The sequence below is a fragment of the Leifsonia sp. PS1209 genome (assembly GCF_012317045.1).
Taxonomy (GTDB): domain Bacteria; phylum Actinomycetota; class Actinomycetes; order Actinomycetales; family Microbacteriaceae; genus Leifsonia.
Genome location: NZ_CP051154.1, coordinates 1,261,542 through 1,283,282, shown reverse-complemented (window position 1 = coordinate 1,283,282; position 21,741 = coordinate 1,261,542). Strand labels below are relative to the sequence as shown.

General features: G+C 69.9%; 22 protein-coding genes. 15 read left to right on the top strand and 7 right to left on the bottom strand.

Going from position 1 to position 21,741, the window contains the following annotated elements; translation table 11 throughout:
• Nucleotides 1-32: 32 nt before the first annotated feature.
• From HF024_RS06130 to HF024_RS06110, 5 genes are all read left to right on the top strand, one after another.
• Nucleotides 33-1,070, top strand: coding sequence for a LacI family DNA-binding transcriptional regulator (locus tag HF024_RS06130; RefSeq protein WP_247597325.1), 1,038 nt, complete (start codon nt 33-35; stop codon nt 1,068-1,070).
• 93 nt (nt 1,071-1,163) lie between these two features.
• Entirely contained in the window at nt 1,164-2,768 is a 1,605-nt protein-coding gene (locus tag HF024_RS06125; RefSeq protein WP_168690796.1) for a serine hydrolase, read from the top strand.
• A 78-nt stretch (nt 2,769-2,846) separates the two neighbouring features.
• Complete coding sequence (locus HF024_RS06120; RefSeq protein ID WP_143466015.1) at nt 2,847-3,233, top strand: (deoxy)nucleoside triphosphate pyrophosphohydrolase; 387 nt, start codon at nt 2,847-2,849, stop codon at nt 3,231-3,233.
• Nucleotides 3,230-4,261 carry a zinc-dependent alcohol dehydrogenase family protein gene (locus tag HF024_RS06115; RefSeq protein ID WP_168688987.1) on the top strand — a complete coding sequence of 344 codons (1,032 nt, stop codon included), beginning with the start codon at nt 3,230-3,232 and terminating at the stop codon, nt 4,259-4,261. The genes HF024_RS06120 and HF024_RS06115 overlap by 4 nt, the downstream gene beginning before the upstream one ends.
• 37 nt (nt 4,262-4,298) lie before the next feature.
• Complete coding sequence (locus HF024_RS06110) at nt 4,299-4,907, top strand: HD domain-containing protein (protein ID WP_168688986.1); 609 nt, start codon at nt 4,299-4,301, stop codon at nt 4,905-4,907.
• Here HF024_RS06110 and HF024_RS06105 read toward each other — a convergent pair.
• Both HF024_RS06105 and HF024_RS06100 read right to left on the bottom strand, forming a co-directional pair.
• The gene (locus HF024_RS06105) at nt 4,904-5,131 is read right to left on the bottom strand and encodes a hypothetical protein (RefSeq protein ID WP_168688985.1); all 228 of its coding nucleotides are present in this window, start codon (nt 5,129-5,131) and stop codon (nt 4,904-4,906) included. The two genes, HF024_RS06110 and HF024_RS06105, sit on opposite strands and share 4 nt — an antisense overlap.
• A 62-nt stretch (nt 5,132-5,193) precedes the next feature.
• Nucleotides 5,194-7,827, bottom strand: coding sequence for a transglycosylase domain-containing protein (locus HF024_RS06100; protein WP_168688984.1), 2,634 nt, complete (start codon nt 7,825-7,827; stop codon nt 5,194-5,196).
• Between the two features lie 128 nt (nt 7,828-7,955).
• Between HF024_RS06100 and HF024_RS06095 the strand changes: the two genes are divergently transcribed.
• Together HF024_RS06095 and HF024_RS06090 are read left to right on the top strand one after the other, a co-directional pair.
• On the top strand, nt 7,956-8,378 hold the full coding sequence (locus tag HF024_RS06095; RefSeq protein WP_168688983.1) for a hypothetical protein: 423 nt from the start codon (nt 7,956-7,958) through the stop codon (nt 8,376-8,378).
• Entirely contained in the window at nt 8,359-8,550 is a 192-nt protein-coding gene (locus tag HF024_RS06090; RefSeq protein WP_085370772.1) for a helix-turn-helix transcriptional regulator, read from the top strand. Before HF024_RS06095 ends, HF024_RS06090 begins: the two co-directional genes overlap by 20 nt.
• A gap of 125 nt (nt 8,551-8,675) precedes the next feature.
• Here HF024_RS06090 and HF024_RS06085 read toward each other — a convergent pair whose 3' ends face one another.
• Nucleotides 8,676-11,252, bottom strand: a complete 2,577-nt coding sequence (locus HF024_RS06085) for an ATP-dependent Clp protease ATP-binding subunit (RefSeq protein WP_168688982.1) — start codon at nt 11,250-11,252, stop codon at nt 8,676-8,678.
• Nucleotides 11,253-11,385: 133 nt separating this feature from the next.
• Between HF024_RS06085 and HF024_RS06080 the strand changes: the two genes are divergently transcribed.
• Together HF024_RS06080 and HF024_RS06075 are read left to right on the top strand one after the other, a co-directional pair.
• Nucleotides 11,386-11,946 (top strand): hypothetical protein, encoded by a 561-nt coding sequence (locus HF024_RS06080; protein ID WP_143466012.1) that lies wholly within the window; start codon nt 11,386-11,388, stop codon nt 11,944-11,946.
• Nucleotides 11,946-13,058, top strand: coding sequence for a crosslink repair DNA glycosylase YcaQ family protein (locus HF024_RS06075; protein WP_168688981.1), 1,113 nt, complete (start codon nt 11,946-11,948; stop codon nt 13,056-13,058). Before HF024_RS06080 ends, HF024_RS06075 begins: the two co-directional genes overlap by 1 nt.
• Here the strand turns inward: HF024_RS06075 and HF024_RS06070 are convergent.
• Entirely contained in the window at nt 13,055-13,837 is a 783-nt protein-coding gene (locus HF024_RS06070) for an SDR family NAD(P)-dependent oxidoreductase (protein ID WP_168688980.1), read from the bottom strand. The two genes, HF024_RS06075 and HF024_RS06070, sit on opposite strands and share 4 nt — an antisense overlap.
• Nucleotides 13,838-13,937: 100 nt before the next feature.
• Between HF024_RS06070 and HF024_RS06065 the strand changes: the two genes are divergently transcribed.
• Nucleotides 13,938-14,777, top strand: a complete 840-nt coding sequence (locus tag HF024_RS06065) for a helix-turn-helix transcriptional regulator (protein ID WP_168688979.1) — start codon at nt 13,938-13,940, stop codon at nt 14,775-14,777.
• Here HF024_RS06065 and HF024_RS06060 read toward each other — a convergent pair.
• Both HF024_RS06060 and HF024_RS06055 read right to left on the bottom strand, forming a co-directional pair.
• The gene (locus HF024_RS06060; protein WP_168688978.1) at nt 14,770-16,392 is read right to left on the bottom strand and encodes an MFS transporter; all 1,623 of its coding nucleotides are present in this window, start codon (nt 16,390-16,392) and stop codon (nt 14,770-14,772) included. The two genes, HF024_RS06065 and HF024_RS06060, sit on opposite strands and share 8 nt — an antisense overlap.
• 86 nt (nt 16,393-16,478) lie before the next feature.
• Nucleotides 16,479-17,048: a TetR/AcrR family transcriptional regulator gene (locus HF024_RS06055; protein WP_168688977.1), complete on the bottom strand. Its 570-nt coding sequence runs from the start codon at nt 17,046-17,048 to the stop codon at nt 16,479-16,481.
• Between the two features lie 106 nt (nt 17,049-17,154).
• Here HF024_RS06055 and HF024_RS06050 point away from each other — a divergent pair, with 106 nt between their 5' ends.
• The 5 genes from HF024_RS06050 to HF024_RS06030 all read left to right on the top strand — a co-directional run bounded on the left by HF024_RS06050 (nt 17,155) and on the right by HF024_RS06030 (nt 21,260).
• Nucleotides 17,155-17,991: an alpha/beta hydrolase gene (locus HF024_RS06050; RefSeq protein ID WP_085370763.1), complete on the top strand. Its 837-nt coding sequence runs from the start codon at nt 17,155-17,157 to the stop codon at nt 17,989-17,991.
• Between the two features lie 161 nt (nt 17,992-18,152).
• Nucleotides 18,153-18,803 (top strand): hypothetical protein, encoded by a 651-nt coding sequence (locus HF024_RS06045; protein WP_085370762.1) that lies wholly within the window; start codon nt 18,153-18,155, stop codon nt 18,801-18,803.
• Nucleotides 18,790-19,146, top strand: a complete 357-nt coding sequence (locus HF024_RS06040) for a hypothetical protein (RefSeq protein ID WP_168688976.1) — start codon at nt 18,790-18,792, stop codon at nt 19,144-19,146. The genes HF024_RS06045 and HF024_RS06040 overlap by 14 nt, the downstream gene beginning before the upstream one ends.
• Nucleotides 19,147-19,165: 19 nt before the next feature.
• Nucleotides 19,166-20,032, top strand: a complete 867-nt coding sequence (locus tag HF024_RS06035) for a hypothetical protein (RefSeq protein ID WP_085370760.1) — start codon at nt 19,166-19,168, stop codon at nt 20,030-20,032.
• Between the two features lie 37 nt (nt 20,033-20,069).
• Nucleotides 20,070-21,260 carry an OmpA family protein gene (locus HF024_RS06030; protein WP_247597324.1) on the top strand — a complete coding sequence of 397 codons (1,191 nt, stop codon included), beginning with the start codon at nt 20,070-20,072 and terminating at the stop codon, nt 21,258-21,260.
• On the opposite strand, the gene HF024_RS06025 is transcribed toward HF024_RS06030, so the two are convergent.
• Nucleotides 21,261-21,740 (bottom strand): MarR family winged helix-turn-helix transcriptional regulator, encoded by a 480-nt coding sequence (locus HF024_RS06025; protein ID WP_247597323.1) that lies wholly within the window; start codon nt 21,738-21,740, stop codon nt 21,261-21,263.
• Nucleotide 21,741 lies beyond the last annotated feature (1 nt).

The window sequence follows — 21,741 nt, the reverse complement described above, 5'->3', positions numbered from 1 at the left end:
AACACGCACATGCGCCCGCTATCATCGAGACCATGAGCAACACCGAGCTCCGGGACGCGGCGGCGAAGCCACCCGGCATGACCGACGTCGCGCGCGTGGCCGGCGTCTCCGCCCAGACGGTCTCCCGCGCCCTCAGCGGTCACCCCAACGTGCAGGAGAAGACCCGTGCGCGGGTGCTCGCCGCCGTCGAGCAACTCGGTTATCGCAAGAACAACGCGGCGCGCATCCTGTCGTCCGGGCACAGCAGGACCATCGGCATCGTGCTGCTGCAGACCAACTCGTACTCGCGCACGGCCGTCACGGCGGGTGTCGAGCAGGCGGCCCGCGAGGCCGGCTACGCCGTGAGTGCCGCCACCAGTCCGTCGCTCGAACCGGTCGCGATCGAGGAGGCCATGTCCCGGCTCGCCGAGCAGAGCGTCGAGGGCATCATCCTCGCGCTCCCGCTCATCCAGGTGACCAAGGGCATCGAAGACCTCACCAAGGACATCCCGACCATCACCATCGACGGCTCGCGCACCTCCTCCACCGAGGTGGTCGCCGTCGACCAGTCGCAGGCGGCCAAGCTCGCCACCCAGCACCTGCTCGACCTCGGCCACGAAACGGTCTGGCATGTCTCCGGCCCCACCGAGTGGCTGGATGCGGTGAGCAGGAGCGAAGGCTGGCGGACCACCCTGGAAGCAGCGGGCATCGCTCCCCCTCCCGAGCTGAAGGGCGACTGGTCGCCGGCCTCCGGATACCAGAACGGCCTCATCCTCGGCCGCATCCCGGACGTGACGGCGGTGTTCGTCTCGAGCGACGAGATGGCGTTCGGCGTGATCAGGGCGTTCCACGAGCTGGGCAAGCGCATCCCGGAGGACGTGTCCGTGGTCGGCGTCGACGACATCGCCCTCGCCGAGTACTGCTCCCCGTCGCTCACCACGGTGGCCCAGCCGTTCTCCGAGATGGCCTGCCTCGCGGTCTCCCACCTGCTGCGTTACATCGCCGACCCCGGCACCACGCTCGCCCCCGCCTCCGTCGAGCCCCGCCTCATCGTTCGCGCGTCCACCGGTCCGGCCCCTGCCCGCCCCTGACCGCCGCCCGCCCGAGGCGGCGAGTCCCGCCGAGTCCCAACGAAAAACGCTGGGCCCGACCGCTCCCCGACCGCTAGAGTGCGGATCGTGAGGATGCGACGGGCGGGTGCTCTGATCGGTGCCGCGGTGGCGGTGGCCACCCTGGTGGGGTGCACGGCGAGCGGCGGGGGCGGAGACCCGGCGCACACGCCGGCGGCCCCGGCCGGCCTGAGCACGGATCCGGGAGCGGACGCCGGTGTGCCCATCGCGCAGGGTGCCGTCACCGCCGCGATCGACAGGCTCCCCGCGCTCGCGTCGTCGATCCTGACGCAGACCGGCGTGCCCGGCATCGCCGTCGGCGTCACCTATCAGGGCAGGACCGTCTTCGCGAAGGGCTTCGGCGTCCGCCAGGTCGGCAAGCCGGGCGCCGTCGACGCGGACACGGTGTTCCAGCTCGCGTCGCTGTCGAAGCCCATCGGCGCCACGGTCATCGCCGACGAGGTCGGCAAGGGCACCGTCGCCTGGAACACCCCGGTGACGGCCAACCTCCCGTCGTTCGCGCTCGCGGACCCGTACGTCACGACGCACGCCACCATCGCGGACTTCTACGCGCACCGCTCCGGCCTCCCCGACCACGCCGGCGACGACCTCGAAGAGCTCGGCTACGACCGCGCAGAGGTGCTCTCGCGCCTGCGCTACCTCCCGCTCGAACCGTTCCGCGCCCAGTGGACGTACACCAACTTCGGCATCACCGCCGCCGCTCAGTCCGTCGCCGATGCCGCAGGCACCGACTGGGAGACGCTCTCGCAGCGCGACCTCTACGGACCGCTCGGGATGACGGCCACCAGCTCGCGCTTCTCCGACTACATCGCGAGGACCGACCGCGCGGTGCCGCACGTGCTGGTCGACGGCCAGTACGAGGCCAAGTACCAGCGCGAGCCGGATGCGCAGTCCCCGGCCGGCGGCGTCAGCTCCTCCGTCACCGACCTCACCAAGTGGATGGCGATGGTCATCGACGACGGACGGTACGGCGGCCACGAGATCGTCGACGGCAAAGCGCTGCTGCCCGCCATCTCCCCGCAGATCATCACGGGCCCGGTCGCCAACGCCGAGACCCGCCCCGGCCAGTACGGCTACGGCTTCAACGTCGGCGTCGCCGCCTCCGGCCGCACCACGGTGAGCCACTCCGGCGCGTTCCAGCTCGGCGCGGGGACCACGTTCGTCACGCTCCCCTCCGCCGACCTCGGCATCGTCGTCCTGGTGAACGCGGCGGCCAACGGCACGGCGGAGACGCTGGCGATGCAGTTCCTCGACCTCGTGCAGTACGGCGCGCCGCGCACCGACTGGGCGAAACTGTACAGCAACGCCTTCGCCAACATGGACGAACCCGTCGGCACCCTGGTCGGCCAGTCGCCTCCCACCTCTCCCGTCCCGTCCGCACCGCTCAGCTCGTTCGTCGGCACGTACCAGAACCCGTACACCGGCCCGGCGACGGTCGCGGCCACCGGCGGCACGCTCACCATCACGCTCGGCCCGAAGAACACCGTGTACACGCTGAAGCACTGGACGGGAGACGAGTTCGTCACGCCGCTCGACAGCGAGAACGCGCCGCCCGGCTCGCTCTCCGCGATCACGTTCTCCCCGCCGTCGGACGGTCGCAGCGCCTCGTTCGTGTTCGAGTACTACAACACGGAGAAGGTCGGCACCTTCACCCGCTGACCGGATGCGCGAGCGGCCTGTCGCGCCCGACGGCGCGGGCACCCGGCGGTTTCGGCCCCCAGGGGGCAGGATGGAGTCGTGGAACCCCTCGAAGTGGTGGCTGCCGTCCTCGTGCGCGACGGGCGTGTGCTGGCGTGCCGCCGCGCCCCCGGCAAAGACGCCGCCGGACTCTGGGAGTTCCCCGGCGGCAAGGTCGAGCAGGGCGAGACCCCGGAGACCGCGCTGGTGCGCGAGATCCGCGAAGAGCTCGGCGTCGGCATCCTGGTCGGCGAGCTGGTCGACCGCAGTGTCACGGAGGCGGGCGGACGCTCGATCGACCTGGCCTGCTACCGCGCAGAACTCACCGGTGAACTGCCGACGCGCAGCACGGACCACGACGCGCTGCTCTGGGTCCGCACCACGGAGCTGGCGGCGCTGGAGTGGGCCGCGGCCGACGTGCCAGCCGTCCGGGTGCTCACGGCATGAGGGCGATGGTCTATGACCGCTTCGGCGGTCCTGTCGAGGTGCGCGACGTCCCCGACCCCGTCGCTCCGGAGGGCGGCGCGGTGATCAGGGTGGGAGCATCCGGCCTCTGCCGCAGCGACTGGCACGCCTGGGCCGGACACGACGACACCGTCCACCTGCCGCACGTCCCCGGCCACGAGTTCGCGGGGACCATCGCCGCGCTCGGCGACGGCGTGACGGGCTGGCGGGTCGGAGACAGGGTGACCGCGCCGTTCGTCAACGGCTGCGGCGCATGCTCCTGGTGCGCATCCGGCCAGTCGCAGGTCTGCCCGAACCAGACCCAACCCGGCTTCACGCACTGGGGATCGCACGCGGAACTGGTCGCGATCCGCGCCGCAGACCTCAATCTGGTCGCCGTGCCGGACAGTCTCGACGACGACGCGGCCGCCAGCCTCGGCTGCCGCTTCGCCACCGCGTACCGCGCCGTCCGGATGCGCGCCGCCGTTCGCCCGGGCGAGTGGGTCGCCGTCTACGGCGCGGGCGGCGTCGGCCTGAGCGCGGTGATGATCGCGGTGGCTCTCGGCGCCAGGGTGGTCGCGGTCGACCGCAACCCGGCCGCGCTCGACCTCGCCGCCCGCCTCGGCGCAGAGCACGTCGTGCTCGCGGACCCATCCACTCCGGCCACCATCACCGACCTCACCGGAGGAGGCGCCGACGTGAGCATCGACGCCGTCGGCTCGTCCACCACCAGCACGGACGCCGTCCTGTCGCTGCGTCGCCGCGGCCGCCACGTGCAGGTCGGCCTGCTCTCCGCCGACCAGCTCCCCGTCCTCCCCCTCGACCGCGTGCTCGCCTGGGAGCTCGACATCCTCGGCAGCCACGGGATGTCCGCCGCCGACTACCCGGGGATGCTCAACCTTGTCGCCTCCGGCGCCCTCCGCCCGCAGGCCCTGCTCTCGGGCGCCGTCAGCCTGGAGACCGGCGCGGCGATGCTCCCCGATGCGGAGACGGCCTCGCCGACGGGCATCACGGTGGTCCACCCGGCCTGAGCGCGCCCACCTCCCGGAAACCCGGCATGATGGCCGTATGCGCCTCGCCGATTTCACCCCGCCAGACACCCAGGCCGCCCGCGCCGCGTACGAGTTCGCCGCAGAGCGGCAGACCCCCGCGCTGCTGAACCACTGCATCCGGTCGTGGCTGTGGGCGCTCGGTTTCGCCGAGCTGGACGGCGGGGACGACATCGACCACGAGCTGCTCTACGTCGCGGCGCTGCTGCACGACCTCGGGCTGGTCGAGGAGTTCGACAACGTCACGCTCAGCTACGAGGACGCCGGCGGTCACGTCGCCGCCGCGCTCACCGCCGGCGCAGGCTGGCCTGCCGAGCGGCGCACCCGCGTGCACGAGGTGATCGTGCGCCACAACTGGCCGACGGTCGATCCAGCACTGGATGCCGAGGGCCACCTGCTCGAAATCGCCACCGGCCTCGACATCTCCGGCGTGCGCGCCGACCTGCTTCCTCTGGCATTCCGGGAGGAGGTGCTCGCCGCATTCCCGCGACTCAGCATCGCCGCCGAGTTCGGAGCGTGCGTGACGGACCAGGCCGCGCGCAAGCCGACGACGCAGGCGGCCAGGATCGTCGCGAACGGCGTCGTGCGGAAGCTGGCGGAGAACCCGCTGGAGGCACTGGGCGCCTAGCGCCCGAACAGGGCGAGCAGCCTCGCCCCGAGTCCTCGCCGTTTCGGCGGCGCATCCTCGTGCGCGACCGGCACCGTGTCCAGGAACGAGATGCCGCACTGCGGGCACTCCACGATCAGCTCGTGCACCGCGAGACCGGCGCCGTAGTACGGGTTCCGCACCACGTGCGCCTCAGCACCGCACGACGGACAGGTCGCCCGTGCTCCCCCGCTGCCGTCCTGCATGGTTCCATTGTGCGCCACGCCAGGCGGGCGGCCGCACGCCACCCGGCGCGCTGGCCATCCGGTCAGCCGAGCGTGAGGACGATCGCCTGGTCTTTCCTCGCCGGCGTTCCTTCAGCGGGGTCCACCGCCTTCACCGTCAGGCTGGATGCGTCTTTCCCGTTCCCGCCGCCGTTGCCGTTGCCGTTGCCGCCACCGGCATCCGGCTTCTTCACGCTCACGTTGGTGAACCCGGCCGCGGCCAGCGCCGCCTTCGCCGCACTCTCCGACTGACCGATCAGGCCACCCGGGATGGTCGCGGACTGCCCGTTGCTGATCTGCACCGTCACCGAACTGCCCTTGTTGACGGAGGATCCTGCTGCAGGATCGGTGCCCGCCGCCGTCCCCGCCGGCTGCGCGGAGTCGACAGGCGTCTGGTCGACCGTCACGTCCAGGCCGAGCCCCGCCAGGAGCGACTGCGCCTCGTCGGGGGTCTTGCCGAACACATCCGGGATCGTCACCTGGTCGCCGTACAGCACGGCGTTGGTCGGCTTGGTGAACGCGTCTCCCCCGTACAGGCCGTCGATCGCCTCGAGGATGGGCTTGGCGACGGAGAACTTCACGTCGCCGCCGCCCACTCCGTTGAAGTCGAGACTGCGCAGCGGGGTCGCCCCTGACACGTTGCCGACCCAGGTCGCCGTCGACACCTTGCTGGTGGAGGTGACGAGCCAGTTCTGCAGCGAGTCGTCCGTCGTGCCCGTCTTGCCCATGATGGGCGTGCCGTCGTACGGGTTGGCGCTGGCCGCCGTGCCGCCGCCGCGCATCACGCCCTGGAGCGCATAGGTGACTCCGGCCGCGATGTTCGGCTGCAGCCCCTGCGTGCAGGTGGTCGGGCTGACCTTGTGCTGCGAGCCGTCCGCGTTCACGACCTTGTCGATGGCGACCGGCGTGCAGACCGTGCCGTTGTTGGCGATGCCCGCGTACGCGGTCGCCATCGTCAACGGCGACAGGTAATTGACGCCGAGGATCATCGACGGCACGGACGTCAACGGGTTGCTCGACGACGCGGGATGCACGCCGAGCGCCTTCGCCGCGTTGAGGATCGAGCAGAGGTCGACCTTGGTCCCCATCTTCGCGAACGCGGTGTTGACCGATTCGGCCGTCGCCGCCATCACCGAGAGCCTGCTGGCCGAGCCTTCGTCGTTGGTGACGGGCCAGTCCGGTCCGTTGATGTCGGCGCAGCTGTTCGTGAACTCGGAGGTCGGGAAGTCGTGCTGGGTGGCGTTGATGGTGTCGTACAGGCTGTTGCCCGCTTCGAGCCAGGCCGCCAGGTCGAACGCCTTGAAGGTCGAGCCGGTCTGGAAGCCCTGCGATCCGCCGTACGCCTCGTCGGTGTTGTAGTTCACCGCCGTCGTGCCGTCCTGCGGCTGGTCGGTGTTGTTGAACGCCCGGTTCTCGACCATCGTCACGATCCTGCCCGTGCCGAGCTCCATCGAGACATTGGATGCGCCGAGGTCGATCCCCGCCATCGACGGCGGGATGTATGCGCTGAGCGACTGCTGCGCCACCGCCTGCAGGTCGAGGTTGAGGGTGGTGTAGATCTTCAGCCCACCGCGGTTGAGCGTCGCCCAGCGGTCGTCGGCGGTCGCACCGTATGCCGGGTCGTTGAGCACGACATCCCGCACGTAGTCGCAGAAGAACGCGGCGTTGTACTGCGAGGCGGCCGCGCATCCGGAGGTGGTCGGCGTGATGACGGGCTGCACGGGCGTCTTCTTCGCCGCATCCCGGTCGGCCGCGGTGATCTTGTGGTTGATGGCCATGCGGTCGAGCACGTAGTCGCGCCGCTCCTTGGTGGCCTTGTATCCGTCGGCCGCGCCGTTGTCCTTGTTGTTCGGTTCGTCGATGCGCAGGTTGGCCGGGTTGTTCAGGATGGCGACGAGCGTTGCGGCCTGCGGCAGACTCAGCTGGGCGGCCGTGGTGTTGAAGTAGTAGTGCGCTGCCGCCTCGATGCCGTACACTGTGCCGCCGAATCCGACGACGTTGAGGTAGCCGAGCAGGATCTGCTCCTTGGTGTACTTCTTCTCCAGCCCGACCGCGTACCGCATCTCCTGCACCTTGCGCTGCAGGGTGACCCCGGCGGCGTCGGTGTAGCAGGCCTGCAGCTTCTTGGCGTCGGTGAGCGCGTCGCAGCGTTCCACCTCGACGTTCTTGACGTACTGCTGCGTGATTGATGACCCGCCCTGCACCGAACTCCCGCTCACGGTCGACAACGCCCCGCGCACGGTCCCGAGCAGGTCGACGGCGCCCTCGGAGTAGAACCGAGGGTCCTCGGCGGCCACGGTGGCGTCCTTGACGGTCTGCGCCACATCCTTCCAGCCGACGTCCTGCCTGTTCTGCGCATAGAACGAGGCGATCGGGACATCCGCCCCGCCCTTCTTGGCGTACACCGTGGTGTTCTGCGCGAACGGCTGGATCTCCAGGTTCGACGGCAGCGCCTCGAACGCACTGGACGCGGCAGCCGCCGTCTGGCCGACTCCCAGGAATCCGGGCATGACGAACACCGAACTCAGCACGGCCGCGATGAGCGCGACCACCCCGAACTGCGCGATCAGCCCCGCCCGCGACCTCGCCGGCCGGATCTCATAGCCCCGCAACGGATCGAACCGCCGCGAGAGCGCGACGAACCACGGCCGGTCACGGAACTGCGGGCGGGAAGACATCCATCCAGCGTTTCACCGCAACACTCAGAAACCACTGACGCACGGCAGCGAACCCTGTCCGTCCTTTCAGAGTGGGTGCAATCGAAGGTGAAGTAGACTTCACGCGCTCCATCTCCGAGAGGCCTTCAATGAAGACCCGCAGCACATACATCGTCTTCCTGGCCTGCTGCCTGCTCGGGCTCGCGGCCATCGCCGCCTGGGGGAACTCCACGGCCTCTGCCCGCCCGGTCTACCCGTGGCTGCTCGGTGCGATCGTGCTGATCGGCGCCATCGGCACCGTCGCGTTCCGCACTGCGCGGGAGCGAGCGACGCTGGCGGCGGAGGCGGAGAGCGTCGAATCGCACACCGCGCTGCGCGTGCGCGCAGCGGCCTTCGTCGACGCCCTGGTTCTCGCGGTCCTCCTCGGCACCCTGACGTTCACCGTCGGCTCGGACTGGCCACCCGGCTTTGTGATGCTCGGCTACGTCGTCGCGCTGGTGATCGACGTCTGCGTCCGCTCGGCGGTCAGCACGACCAGATACGGAAGTCAGGATGCGGAACAGGATTCGTGAGCACCGCCTCGCGGCCGGACTGACGCAGAGCCAGCTCGCCACGGACTGCGGCGTGTCACGACGCACGATCGTCGCCCTCGAGAACGACACGTTCCAGGCCAGCCTGACGCTCGCATTGAAACTCGCCCGCCGCTTCCATGTCCCCGTCGAAGACATCTTCAGCCTGGACTGATCGCGGTCACCGCCCGCTAGCGGCACGTGCTCCAACTGGAATGCACGTGCGCTGAATGCGCACACACAAAGAGGCGGCGCCCCCCTCCCGGGGACGCCGCCTCTCTCACCTCAGCACAACCGCGGCTACGCCGCCCGCGCCATCCACTCCGCAGCACGCGCACCGGCGGTCACCCGCACGGCGCCGTCCACCGCGTCGACGGTGACGGTGCCACCGTCGGTCAGCTCGCCGCTCACCATGAGTTCGGCGATCCTGTCGTCGATCTCGCGCTGGATGACCCTGCGCAGGGGGCGGGCGCCGTATTCCGGCTCGTAGCCGGCGTCGGCGATCCATTCCACCGCGGCGTCTGTCGCCTCGAAGCCGATCGAGCGCGCACCGAGGCGGGCGCTCGTCGCCGTGAGGAGGAGGCGCACGATGTCACGCAGCTGCTCGGCGTCGAGCTTCCTGAACAGCACGATCTCGTCGATCCTGTTGAGGAACTCCGGACGCATCGCCTCGCGCAGTTTGCCCATCACGCGGTCGCGCAGGTCTTTCTCCGACGCGAAACCGGATGCTGAGGCGTCGCCGCCCACCGGCACGAAGCCGAGGGCGCCGCTGCGGGATGCGAGGAACTCCGACCCCAGGTTGGAGGTCATGATGACCACCGTGTTGCGGAAGTCGACCGTCCTGCCCTGGCCGTCGGTAAGGCGGCCGTCGTCGAGCACCTGCAGCAGCAGGTTGAACACGTCGGGGTGTGCCTTCTCGATCTCGTCGAACAGCACGACAGAGTACGGGTTGCGGCGCACACGCTCGGTGAGCTGACCTGCCTCGTCGTATCCGACGTATCCGGGAGGGGCGCCGACCAGACGGGCGACCGTGTGGCGTTCGCCGAACTCGCTCATGTCGAAGCGGAGCATCGCCTTCTCGTCACCGAACAGGGATGCGGCGAGCGCCTTCGCGAGTTCGGTCTTGCCGACGCCGGTGGGGCCGAGGAAGAGGAAGCTGCCGACGGGGCGGCGCTCGTCTCCGAGCCCTGTCCTGTTGCGGCGCACCGCCTTCGCGACGGCGACGACCGCGTCGTCCTGACCGATCACGCGCTCGTGCAGCTCGGTTTCGAGCTTGGCGAGGCGTTCGCGGTCCGCTTCTCCGATGCGGCTGACCGGGATGCCCGTCGCACGCGAGATGACGCCGGCGATCTCCGGCTCGTCGACCACCGCATCCGGCCGGGGCGCGGAGCCGAGCTCGTCGAGCGAACGCTGCACCGCCTCGATCTCGTCGCGGAGGCGCGACGCCTCCTCGTAGTGCTCGGACGCGACAGCGGAGTTCTTCTCGGACTCGAGGGTGGCGAGGGTCGCCATCAGCTCTGTCGTGTCGACGCGCTTGCCGAGACGCAGGCGGAGGCGTGCCCCTGCCTGGTCGATGAGGTCAATGGCCTTGTCCGGCAGGAAGCGGTCGGAGACGTAGCGGGCGGACAGTTCGACGGCCGCGCGGATCGCGTCGTCGGTGTACCGCACGCCGTGGTGCTCCTCGTACGCTCCGCGGAGCCCGGAGAGGATGAGCACGGCGTCCTCGATGCTGGGCTCGCCGACCGTCACCGGCTGGAAGCGGCGTTCGAGCGCCGGGTCCTTCTCGATGCGGCGGTACTCCTTGAGCGTGGTCGCGCCGACCAGGTGCAGGTCGCCCCTGGCGAGCCGCGGCTTCAGGATGTTGCCGGCGTCCATGCCGCCGGACTCTCCCGAGCCGCCGGCGCCGACAACGGTGTGCAGCTCGTCGATGAACACGATGAGCTCGTCCTTGGCCGCGCTGATCTCGTCCATCAGCTTCGTGAGGCGCTCCTCGAAGTCGCCGCGGTAGCGGGTGCCGGCCACCATTCCGGCGAGGTCGAGCGACACCACGCGCTTGTCGCGCAGCTGCTCCGGCACTCCGCCGTCGACGATCGCGCTGGCGAGGCCTTCGACGATCGCGGTCTTGCCGACGCCCGCCTCACCGACGAGCACCGGGTTGTTCTTGGTGCGCCGGGACAGGATCTCCACGGTCTGCTCGATCTCGTCGAGCCTGCCGATCACCGGGTCGAGCTTGCCGTCGCGGGCGAGCGCGGTCAGGTCGGTGCCGAACTGGTCGAGCATCGGAGTGGTGGATGCGTTCTCCGCGTCCTCTCCGTCAGCGGCCTGTCCAGCAGTTCCGGCGCCGACGGTCGTGGTCTGGCGCATGGCGGAGGTCAGCGCATCCGGGGTGACGCCTGCTGCCTGCAGCACCTGCCCGGCCGGGGCGTCCTGGATGATGACGAGCGCGAAGAAGAGGTGCTCGGGGTCGATGTACGTCGATCCGGATGCGCGAGCCACCTGGTACGCGTGGAACAGCGCCCGCTGGGCGGACGGAGTGATGGATGCGGCATCCACGTCGACGGGGTCGCCCGTCTGCGGGAGTCGCTGCTCTGCCGCGGCGGCGACCGCCTGCGGGTCCGCGCCGATGCGGCGCATGGCGTCTGCGGCGGGCTCTGCCGTCGCCATGACGCGGAGGATGTGCAGGGCGTCGAGCTCCCGGTGGCCGTGTTCGAGCGCGAACCGTCCGGCCTCGGCGAGGGTCTCCTGCGTGCGCCGGCTCAGGAACCGGCTGATGTCGATGGAGCGCGCGGTACGCGCACGCTCACCCGCGAGGTAACGGGCGAGGAACTCGTCGAACGAGTTTCCTTCGTTACTGTCGGGAGTGAAGTCTTCGGGCACGAAATCTCCTGTGTGTTGAAAGTTGAGTGAACTGCACTCAAGTTCAACGCTGCGGGGTGCGAGGTATTCCCGCAGGCCCGAACACAGCCGCGGCGCGTTCGCCGTCGACCGTCGGCCGCGTTAACCTTGGTGGATGGAAAGTCGCGCCGGCTCCAGGAATGGCGTCGCGAATGCCAAGGCGAGGGCGCTGTACGACGCTGTAGCGTCAGCGCTCCAGTCCCCCATGCACGCCGACGCGGACACCGTCTCCGTCGAGCACGACGCCGCCCGATTCCTCGTCCGCTTCAGCGACCTCCCTCTCGCCGCGTTCCGTGCGCGCGTGCCGCTGTCCACGCCGCCCGCCCAGGCCAAGTCCGCCGTCGCGAACGCCGCGCGGAAGGCGCACGCGAACATCCTGCAGTGGCGGGAGCTCGGCTACCTCAACGAGGTGGGGGCCAAGATCACCGCTCTCCGCGACGGCGGAGCGTACGCAGGCCGCCTGTTCGAGGCATACGGCGCAGGGCGGCTCGACGAGGCCGAGCTGGTGGCGCGGCTGCGTGAGATCCCTCCAGTCCCCCTCGACGGCCTGCCGCTCGGCCAGGGCGGAGGAGGACCGATGGAGGTCGCGGGCACAGCACTCCGGCGACACCTCATCTCCTCCGCGCTGTTCGAGCACATCGTCGAGGAACTGGCGGACGCGGGACACCAGGCCTGATGCCGTCCACCGGGCTGAGCCGTGCAGAGGCGCGCAGGATCGCGGTGACCGCGCAGCGCCTCGACGCCGACCGGCCCACCGAACTGATCCCGCTGGTCGAGCAACTCACCCTGCTGCAACTCGACCCGACGGCGGCCATCGCACCGAGCGCAGAGCTGATCGCCTGGACCCGTCTCGGCTCCGCCTTCCGGCCGGAGCAGCTGCGCCAGGCGGTCGAGACCGACCGCACCCTGTTCGAGCAGAAGGCGCAGGACGACCAGAGCACCCCGCCCATCGCCATGCTCCGCCCCACCTCCGCCCTCGGCCTGCACCTCGACGCGATGGCCAGGTGGCCGCGCGAGGGAAGCGGCGTGCACGCCTGGCTGGAGGCGAACGCGCAGTTCCGCCTGGATGTGCTCGCCCGGCTGCGCGCCGACGGCCCTCTGCTCTCCCGCGACATCCCGGATACGGCGACCGTGCCGTGGGAGTCCAGCGGCTGGACGCACGGCCAGAACGTGACCAGGATGCTCGAGTTCCTCTCCGCCCGGGGCGAGATCGCCACCGCAGGCCGCATCGGCAAGCAGCGCACCTGGGACCTGGCGGAGCGCGTCTATCCATCCGGCATCGAGGTCGTCCCCGAGGAGGAGGCCGCACGCATCCGGGATGCGCGTCGCCTGCGCTCGCAGGGCATCGCCCGCGCCGCGATGGTCGGCGAAGCGGGCGTGCCGGTCGAGATCGAGGGCAGCAGCAGGCCGTGGCGGGCCGATCCGGATGCGCTGGACGCCCTCGACGCCGGCCCCGTCCGCGCGTTCTCCGGCCGTACCGCGCTGCTTTCGCCGTTCGACAGGCTCATCCACGACAGGGTGCGCACGCTGGAGGTCTTCGAGTTCGAGTACCTGCTGGAGATGTACAAGCCGGCCGCGAAGCGCCGCTGGGGCTACTTCGCGCTGCCGATCCTGCACGGCGACCGCCTGGTCGGCAAGCTCGACGCCACCGCGGACAGGAAGGCGGGCGTGCTCCGCGTCGCCGCCGTGCACGAGGACACCCCGTTCACCCCGGAGACGCGGGATGCGGTCGACGCCGAGATCGCCGACCTCGCCGCCTGGCTCGGCCTCGCCGTCGAGCGCGCCTAGTTCGCCGCGACCGGCGCCTTCCCGTGCGGGTCGCTCGCGTTGAGCGCAGCCACCACTGTCTCGTAGTCGCCGCGCGCCTCGCCGTAGCGCAGGAACTTCACCCGGTCGACCAGGATCTCCCGCGCATCCGGCTGCGTCTCCAGCAGCTCCATGACCTCGGAGACGAACGCGTCGAGCGGCATCGCCACCTCGCTCTCCTCCTGGCCGGGCAGCAGCCCGGTGCGCACCGCGGGTGGCACCAGCTCGACGACGCGCACGCTCGTGTCGGCCAGCTGCAGCCGGATGCTCTCGCTCAGCTGGTGGATGGCCGCCTTGGTCGCGTTGTAGCTCGGCGTCACGGCGAGCGGGGCGAACGCCAGACCGGACGAGACGGTGACGATGGTCGCATCCTGCCTGCTCTGCAGGTGCTCGGTGAACGCGGCGATCAGCCGGATCGGGCCGAGCAGGTTGGTGACGACGGTGGCCTCGGCGGACGCCAGGAATCCTGCTGCCGAGTGCCAGTCCTCCACCCGCATGATCCCGGCCATCGCGATCAGCACGTTGAGGTCGGGATGCGCGGCGATCACCGCTGCGGACGCCGACCGGATGCTCTCCGGGTCGGCCGTGTCGATCCGCACGGTGTGGATGCCCGGGTGCTCGTCCGCGATCCGTTCGAGCAGTTCTGCCCGGCGGCCGCCGACGATGACGGTGTTGCCCTTCGCGTGCAGGGCGACGGCGATGGCGAGGCCGATCCCGCTGGTCGCGCCGGGGATGAAGACGGTGTTTCCTGTGATGTTCATGCTTCGAGTGTCCGGGGGCTGCGCGCCTCCCGGCAGAGAGCGGTTATCGGGGGATCCGCGATCCCTGGCTCGCCACGGCTGGACGACGGATGATGGACACATGGACCGCGCAGACCTCGCCGATTTCCTCCGCAGACGCCGGGAGGAGTTGCAGCCCTCCGACGTCGGCCTCGCGTCCGGCGCCCGCCGCCGCGCGCCCGGCCTGCGGCGCGAGGAGGTGGCCCAGCTGGCGAACATGTCCGCCGACTACTACACCAGGCTCGAGCAGCAGCGCGGCCCGCAGCCGAGCGAGCAGATGCTCGGCTCCCTCGCCCGCGCCCTCCGCCTGAGCGGCGACGAACGCGACTACCTGTTCCGCGCGGCAGGCCACAACCCGCCCGACCGGTTCGCCGGGGCGGCGCACGTCGCCCCCGCTCTGCTCCGCGTGCTCGACCGGCTCGACGACACCCCCGCCCTGATCCTGTCCAACCTCGGGGAGACCCTGGTGCAGAACGGCATGTCGGCCGCGCTGCTCGGCGACCGCTCCGGCTTCACCGGCATCGAACGGTTCGAGGCGTACCGCTGGTTCGTGCATCCGGAGACCGAGCGCATCCGGTACCCGGAGGACGACAGGGACAGGCAGAGCCGCGCACAGGTCGCCTCGCTGCGGGTCGCGTACGGCGCGATGGGCTCCGCCTCGCAGGCGGGCGAGCTGGTGCGCGCCCTGCAGCGGGAGAGCGCGGAGTTCGCCGAGCTGTGGGACAGGCACGAGGTCGCCAACCGGTTCGAGGACCACAAGACCTTGGTGCATCCGGAGCTCGGCCCGATCGAGCTGGACTGCCAGGTGCTGTTCACCGAGGACCAGTCGCAGTGTCTGCTCGTCCTCACCGCTCCCCCGCGCACCGATGGCGCGGAGAAGCTCGCCCTGCTCGGCGTGCTCGGGATGCAGGCGTTCAGCTGACCGTCTTCTCGGTCTCCTCTTCCCGCTTGCGCCCCAGCACCTGCGTCGGGATGCCGCGCGACAGCGCGAGGGAGCCGACCGAGATCACGATGAGGCCGAAGATCGAGATCCTGAGCGACGAGAGCTGCGACTCCCGGTAGATCGACTCCAGCGTCTTCGCGTCGCTCTCCGACAGCCCTGCGTCCTCCCCGATCTTCTGCACGCTGTCCGCCGGGACGATGTCGACGCCGCCGTTCGTCCGCTCCTGCACGGTCGACTGCACACTGTCGGGCAGGCTGCTGCTGGACACCCCCGAGGCGAACGACGTGGCGAGCGCGCCGATCAGGATCGAGCCGATCAGCGCCGTGCCGAGCGACGAGCCCAGGTTCTGGAACACGCCCTGCAGGCCGCCGACCTCGCTGGACTGCTTCTCGCCGACACTGGACATGTTCACGTTGCCGAGCTGGGAGGCCAAGAGCCCGAGCGCCCCGCCGGCCAGGAACATCCCGATGCCGAACAGCCAGCTCCGCAGGTCGGCGGTGACCGCACCGAGCAGGATGAGCGAGCTGACCACCAGGATCACCTGCCCCACCCGCACGATCCGCCTCGGCGACCAGAACCGGGACAGCATCGTGCCGAGCACGGAGAACAAGATGAGCGCGATGGAGAGCGGGAAGATCTTGAGCCCCGTGGAGAGCGCATCCAGCCCCAGCGTCATCTGCAGGTAGACCGGCACCATGAAGAACAGCCCGGCCGTGACCGCGTACTGCGCGCCGAGCACGCTGAGGCCGCTGCGCAACTGCCGGATGCCGAACATCTCGATGTGCACGAGCGGCGATCTGCCGGAGTCGGCCAGTTTCCGCTGCCTTCGCGCGAACAGGAACAGCAGCACGCCGCCGATCAACATGAACCAGGCCGTCAGCGAGATCCCGAACGGGTTGATCGGCACGCCGCCGATCACCGGGGAGTGCAGCGGGATGAGCCACCCCCAGGTCTTGCTCTGCAGCATCCCGTAGACCACGAACACCAGGCCGAACGCCGACAGCAGCACGCTCCACACGTCGATCCTCGACTTCGTGCGTCCCGTCGCGTCGCGCACCACCCTGCTGAAGAGCACGACGATCGCCATGATGACCACCTCGGAGAAGAACACGTATCGCCAGTCGAGGTAGGTGGTGACGTACCCGCCGATCAGCGGCCCGGCGGCGACGGCCGCACCGGAGACGGCTCCGATGATCGCGTACGCCGTGATCCTGTCGTGCCCGCGGTAGTTGTCGGCGATCAGGGCGGCGATGGCCGGGATGACCAGCACGGCCCCCAGCCCCTCGATCACGGACCAGCCGAGGAACAGCGTCTCGATGTTCGGGCTCACCGCGGTCAGCAGTGACCCCAGCGCGTACACGCACGAGCCGATCACGAACGCCCTGCGCCTGCCCCAGACGTCGCCGAGCTTCGCGCCGAGCAGCATGAACGCCGCCATCGTCAGCGTGTAGAAGGTGATAGCGGCCTGCATCGCCGCGACCGTGGTGTCCAGGTCGGCCACGACGGTCGAGATGGAGACGTTCATCACGGTGCCGTCGAGCACCATCACGAACTGAGCGCTTCCCAGGACGATGACGACCGACCACTTCTTCATGTGCGGCTCCCGACTCTGCGGGGTGTTCCTCCCCGACCGGATGCGCTCAGTATGTTCCTCCGCGCGCATCGGCCGCAATGGCGCGGTCAGCCGCGGTCGGCGCTCCTGGCCGCGCGCACCAGGATGCGCGCGGCGTCCCTCGCCTGCTCTGCGGCGTCCGCCGTGCCCGCGATGGCCGCTGTGGTCTGCGCGCCCTCGGCGAGGATCGCGAGCTGGGGAGCGAGCGACGGGGACGCCCCGGCCTCCTCGACGAGCCGGGCGACGTACTCCTGGAACGACTGCTTGTGCTTCCTGGCCGCCGCGACGACATCCGGATGCCCGCCGCCGAGCTCCCCGAACGCGTTGATGAAACCGCAGCCGCGGAACGAGTCGTCGGCGAACCAGTCCGCCAGGTAGTCGTAGATGGCGAGGAGCTTCTCCTCCGGGCCGTCGACGGTGGCGACCCTGCCTGCGACGCCGTCCGTCCACATCCGGTGTCTCCTGTCGAGCACGGCGAGCACGAGGTCGTCCTTCGACGGGAACTCCAGGTACAGCTTCCTGAGCGACACGCCAGCCGTGTCGCGGATCTCGTCCATGCCGACGGCCGTGATGCCGCGCGCGTAGTAGAGGTCGTCCGCCGCATCGACGATGCGGTCCCGCACAGCTTCTCCGGTCATACCCAGAAGTATAGCTTGCGCGAGAACCATCGTTCTCATATGATCGTCAACAGCAGCCGAGAACGACCGTTCTCGGCGAACAGCACACACGAAAAGGGATACGGACATGGCGTTCATCACCGTCGGCGAAGAGAACAGCACCCCCATCGAGCTCTACTACGAAGACCACGGGACGGGCCGGCCCGTCGTCCTCATCCACGGCTTCCCGCTGGACGGCCACTCCTGGGAGAAGCAGTCCGCCGCCCTCCTGGACGCCGGCTATCGCGTGATCACCTACGACCGCCGCGGCTTCGGCCAGTCGAGCCAGCCGGCTACCGGATACGACTACGACACCTTCACCTCCGACCTCGCCACCGTCCTCGAGACGCTCGACGTCCGGGATGCGGTCCTCGTCGGATTCTCGATGGGCACCGGTGAAGTGGGCAGGTACCTCGGCACTCACGGCTCGGAGCGGGTCAGCAAGGCCGCGTTCCTCGCACCGCTGGAGCCGTACCTGCTGAAGACGGACGAGAACCCGGACGGCGCGGCTCCGCTCGAGTTCTTCCAGGGCATCGTCGACGCGGTGAAGGCCGACCGCTACGCGTACTTCACCGCCTTCTACAACGACTTCTACAACCTGGACGAGAACCTCGGCAGCCGCATCAGCGAGGAGGCCGTGCGCAACAGCTGGGCCGTCGCGGCCGGAAGCGGCGCCGTCGCATCCAGTGCTGCTCCGCTCACCTGGTTCACCGATTTCCGCGCGGACATCGCGAAGGTCGACGTGCCAGCTCTCATCCTGCAGGGCACGGCGGACCGCATCCTGCCGATCGACGCCACAGGACGCCGGTTCACCGCAGCGCTCCCCGACGCGGAGTACGTCGAGATCGAGGGCGCCCCGCACGGCCTGCTCTGGACCCACGCCGACGAGGTGAACGCCGCCCTGCTGGCCTTCCTCGCCAAGTAGCCGAAACAGGCGCCACCCCACCGAGCGCCGGGGCGGACGGATCATCCGCCCGCCCCGGCGCTCTCGGCTGGCATACGACATTCCCCTAGTTCCTTGCCAGACAGCCTGCGTAACCTTCGAGGTCCGCCGCACTGCCGGCTTCACGTACGGAGGGGAAACGCATGACGACACGGTCGCTGCCTGCGCCGCGCGCCGATCGGCGGCCGTTCCGCGTCGGCTTCTTCGCCCGTCGCCGCCTGATCGAGCAGGCCAGGCAGGATGCGGCGACCACCGCCTCCGGCCCGGCAAGGGATGCGGACTCCGGCGAGCCGACCACCCCGCACGTCCAGGCGATGCAGGCCCACGCCGACGGATACGCCCGGCGCGAGGAGCAGCGCTTCTTCGCGAGGATCGACCGCGAACTCACCGAGTACCGCGTGCTGTCGAGGGCGCTCGACACCGACCTCGCCGACTACGACGCGCTCACCGGCGACGTCCGGCTCGACGACCGCGAGTTCATCGCCAACGGCACCGGCCCCGGCTTCGAAGAGCTGCGCAGGCTGGAGCGGCGCATCAAGCGCGGCAAGCGCCGCGTCGACGAGCTCTCCGCCCTCATCCACTCGCGGTTCACGGCCGCGAAGCTGCGCACCAACCGCTACTACGACCACGCGGACGAGAAGCTCGCCGTCTACTGGGGCGCGTACCGCAGGGAGCTCGCACCGGACAGGGGGCTCGACAGGGCGCCGGTCCTTCGGCGCTCCGAGTGGCTCACCACGAAAGAGAACACCCGGCTTCTCGAACTCTGGCAGGGGAGAAACGATGTCAAAGCGTGACCGGCAGCCCGCCGACTACTCCGTTCCGAAGACCGGCCGCCTCCGCCGCCGGCTGTTCTGGCGCCTGCGCAGGATGCGCGCCGCCGTCGACGTCGAGACGCTGGAGGTGTTCGAGCACGAGCTCGCCGCGTTCGAGCGCGGCGGCGTCGCGGAGATCGAGCGGCAGCGCACCCGCAACCTGGCCGCCTGCGCCGCCCGCGTCACCGCGTCGCAGAAGCGCGAGGAGCTGATCCGCGGCTCCATCGAGCGCACCGAGCACCAGCTGAAGCGCGCCGAGGTCGCCGCCGAGCGACTGGATGCGCGCCTGCTCGGCCACGACCCCGACCTGCACAACTACGCCTGAGACGGAGAGGAGACACATCATGGCCAGAGACATCGTCGAGAGACCGCCGCGCATCCGTCCCCGCGTCGGGCACATGTCGCGCTTCGCGCACGTGCTCGTCTACCTGCTGCTGCTCGGGATGATCACGGTCGACTACGTGCTGCTGTCGCAGGCGCTCACCCTGCTGTTGCGCAACGACAGCCAGTACGGCTCGATCGGGCTGCAGATGTACGTGATCACGCTGGGCATCTCGCTCGCCGTCGTCACCCTGCCGCACGTCGTCGCCGTCGTCATGCGGCGCATCCAGGCCAGGGTCATGGACAGGCGCTGGTCGATCGCCGCCGTGCTGATGTCCCTGATCTGGGTGGCACTGCTCACCGCCATCACCGTCGCCAGGATCAAGGCGGGCATCGACGCGCAGAACGCCGGCGGCCTGACCGGCCTCGTCGGAGGCTCCGCGGCACCGGCCGCGACCGGCTTCTCCTGGACGGCACCCGACACGATCATGGCGTTCCTCATGCTCGGCGTGCTCGCCACCTCCGGAGCGATCAGCTTCATCGTGGCGTGGCTCACCACCCGCCCGCTGCTCAGCGCCTCCGAGAAGGCGCACGCGCACGTGGACGAGCTGCGCCGCTACCGCGACCGCCTGCTCGGCGAGGCCGTCGCCGCCCGCGAGGAGACCGCCCAGGCCATGCACCTGGCCGCCGCGGACGGCGCCAGATACACCGGCGCCAGGATCACCTTCGCCTCGCGCGTCGACGTGCTCCGCGCCCAGCTCGCAACCCGGCTCGCCCAGCACGAGCGCGACCCGGAGAGCACCAGCCAGATCATCCGCGAGCTGCGCGCCAGACGGCTCAGCGACCCCGAGCTCGGCCAGGGTGCCCAGCCCGGTCGGCTGACCGACTGAGCCCCCTCCTCCCGAACGTCTCCCGAAAGGACGACCGTTGACCTCCCGACCTCTCGCCAAGGCCTTCGTCGCCATCGCGGCCGCCATCGCCCTGGGCGCCACCATGACCGCCTGCGCATCGGCCACCGCATCCGGCGCGGCCTGCGACCAGTCGCAGAAGCGCAACATGGGCGTCGTCGCCGGGAGCACCGCGAACGCCCCCGTCACGAACCTCCCCGCCTCCGCCGTCGACCAGTTGAAGGCGGTCGGCGCCAGCAACGGCAGCGTGACGGTGGTCGTCCCCTCCGGCACCCCGCAGGTGATGGGCACGACGGTGATCGGCTCGACGGCTCAGGATGCCGTCGTCTGCCAGAACGACCAGCGCACCAAGCTCACCCAGATCACCTCGTACATCAACGGCCTCGCCTCCGCATCCCCCGAGGTCGACTTCCTCGCCTCCATCGACCAGGCCGCCCGCAACCTCGGCTCCCACCCGATGGGCGTCCTCGTGATCGGCAGCGGCCTGCAGACCACCGACCCGCTGAACTTCTCCACGAGCGGCGTCCTCTACGCAGACCCGGCCCAGGTCGTCAGCGACCTGACCTCCCGCGGCCTGCTCCCCACCGACCTCAAGGGCGTCACCGTCTACTGGTCCGGGATGGGCGACGTGGCGGGAGCACAGACCCCACTGACCATCCCGGCCAGGAGCAACCTCACCGCCATCTGGACCGCGATCGTGAAGGCGGCGGGGGGCACCCTGTCCCTGCTGCCGGAGCCGGCATCCGGCGCCGCCCGTTCCGGGCTCCCCGCCGTCTCGGCCGTGCCCGTCGAGGCCGTCCAGACCAAGACGGACTGGACGAAGCCCATCGTCATCCGCAACAGCGACCTCCTCTTCACGAAGGACACGGCCACGTTCTCCGACCAGGCGAAAGCCCAGTCCGTCCTCGGCGAGCTGGTGCCGTCGATCGAGCAGAACGGTCAGCCGATCACCGTCACGGGCACAGCATCCAAGGACCAGGCGACCGACAACACCGCGGACACGGCCCTGTCACTGAAGCGCGCCGACGCCGTCAAAGCCGCCCTGGTGAAACTCGGCGTCTCCCCCAGCATGCTCACCACGGCCGGAGTCGGCTACGACTGGTGCGGCTGGAAGAGCGAGACGGACGCGGCGGGAAAGTACTCGGACGCCCTCGCAGAGCAGAACCGCTCCGTCATCCTCACGTCCGCCGGCGTCTCCCTCTGCAGCTGACTACCGCCCCGTCCCGTTCACCCGGGCCAGCAGGGATGCGAGCTGCTCCACGTCTCCGCGATCCCATTTCCGCAGGTTGCTGTAGAACACCCGCTGGTCGCTCGCGCGCACTTCGTTGACCTTCTCGATCGCCTCCGTGGTGGCGACCAGATAGCTGGCCCGCCTGTCCTCCGGGTCGCTGCGTCTCTCGACCAGTCCGAGGTCTTCCAGGATGCGCACCTGGCGGCTGACGACGCTCTTGTCGGTGGACAGCATCCCGGCGAGGGCGCCGGCGTGGACCGGTCCCGTCCTGGCAAGGGTGCTGAGGAGTTTGAAGCCGACCGGCTGCAGGTCGGGATGCACGCCGGCCGCCCGGTCGCGCATCCCGGCGCTCACCTTGTTGAAGAGGACGGTGAACTGCTCCTCGACGGAGGCGATGGCCTCGTCGTTCTCGCGGGTGGCGGCGCCGCTCGGCGCCACCACCCGTTCCGCGTTGCTCATG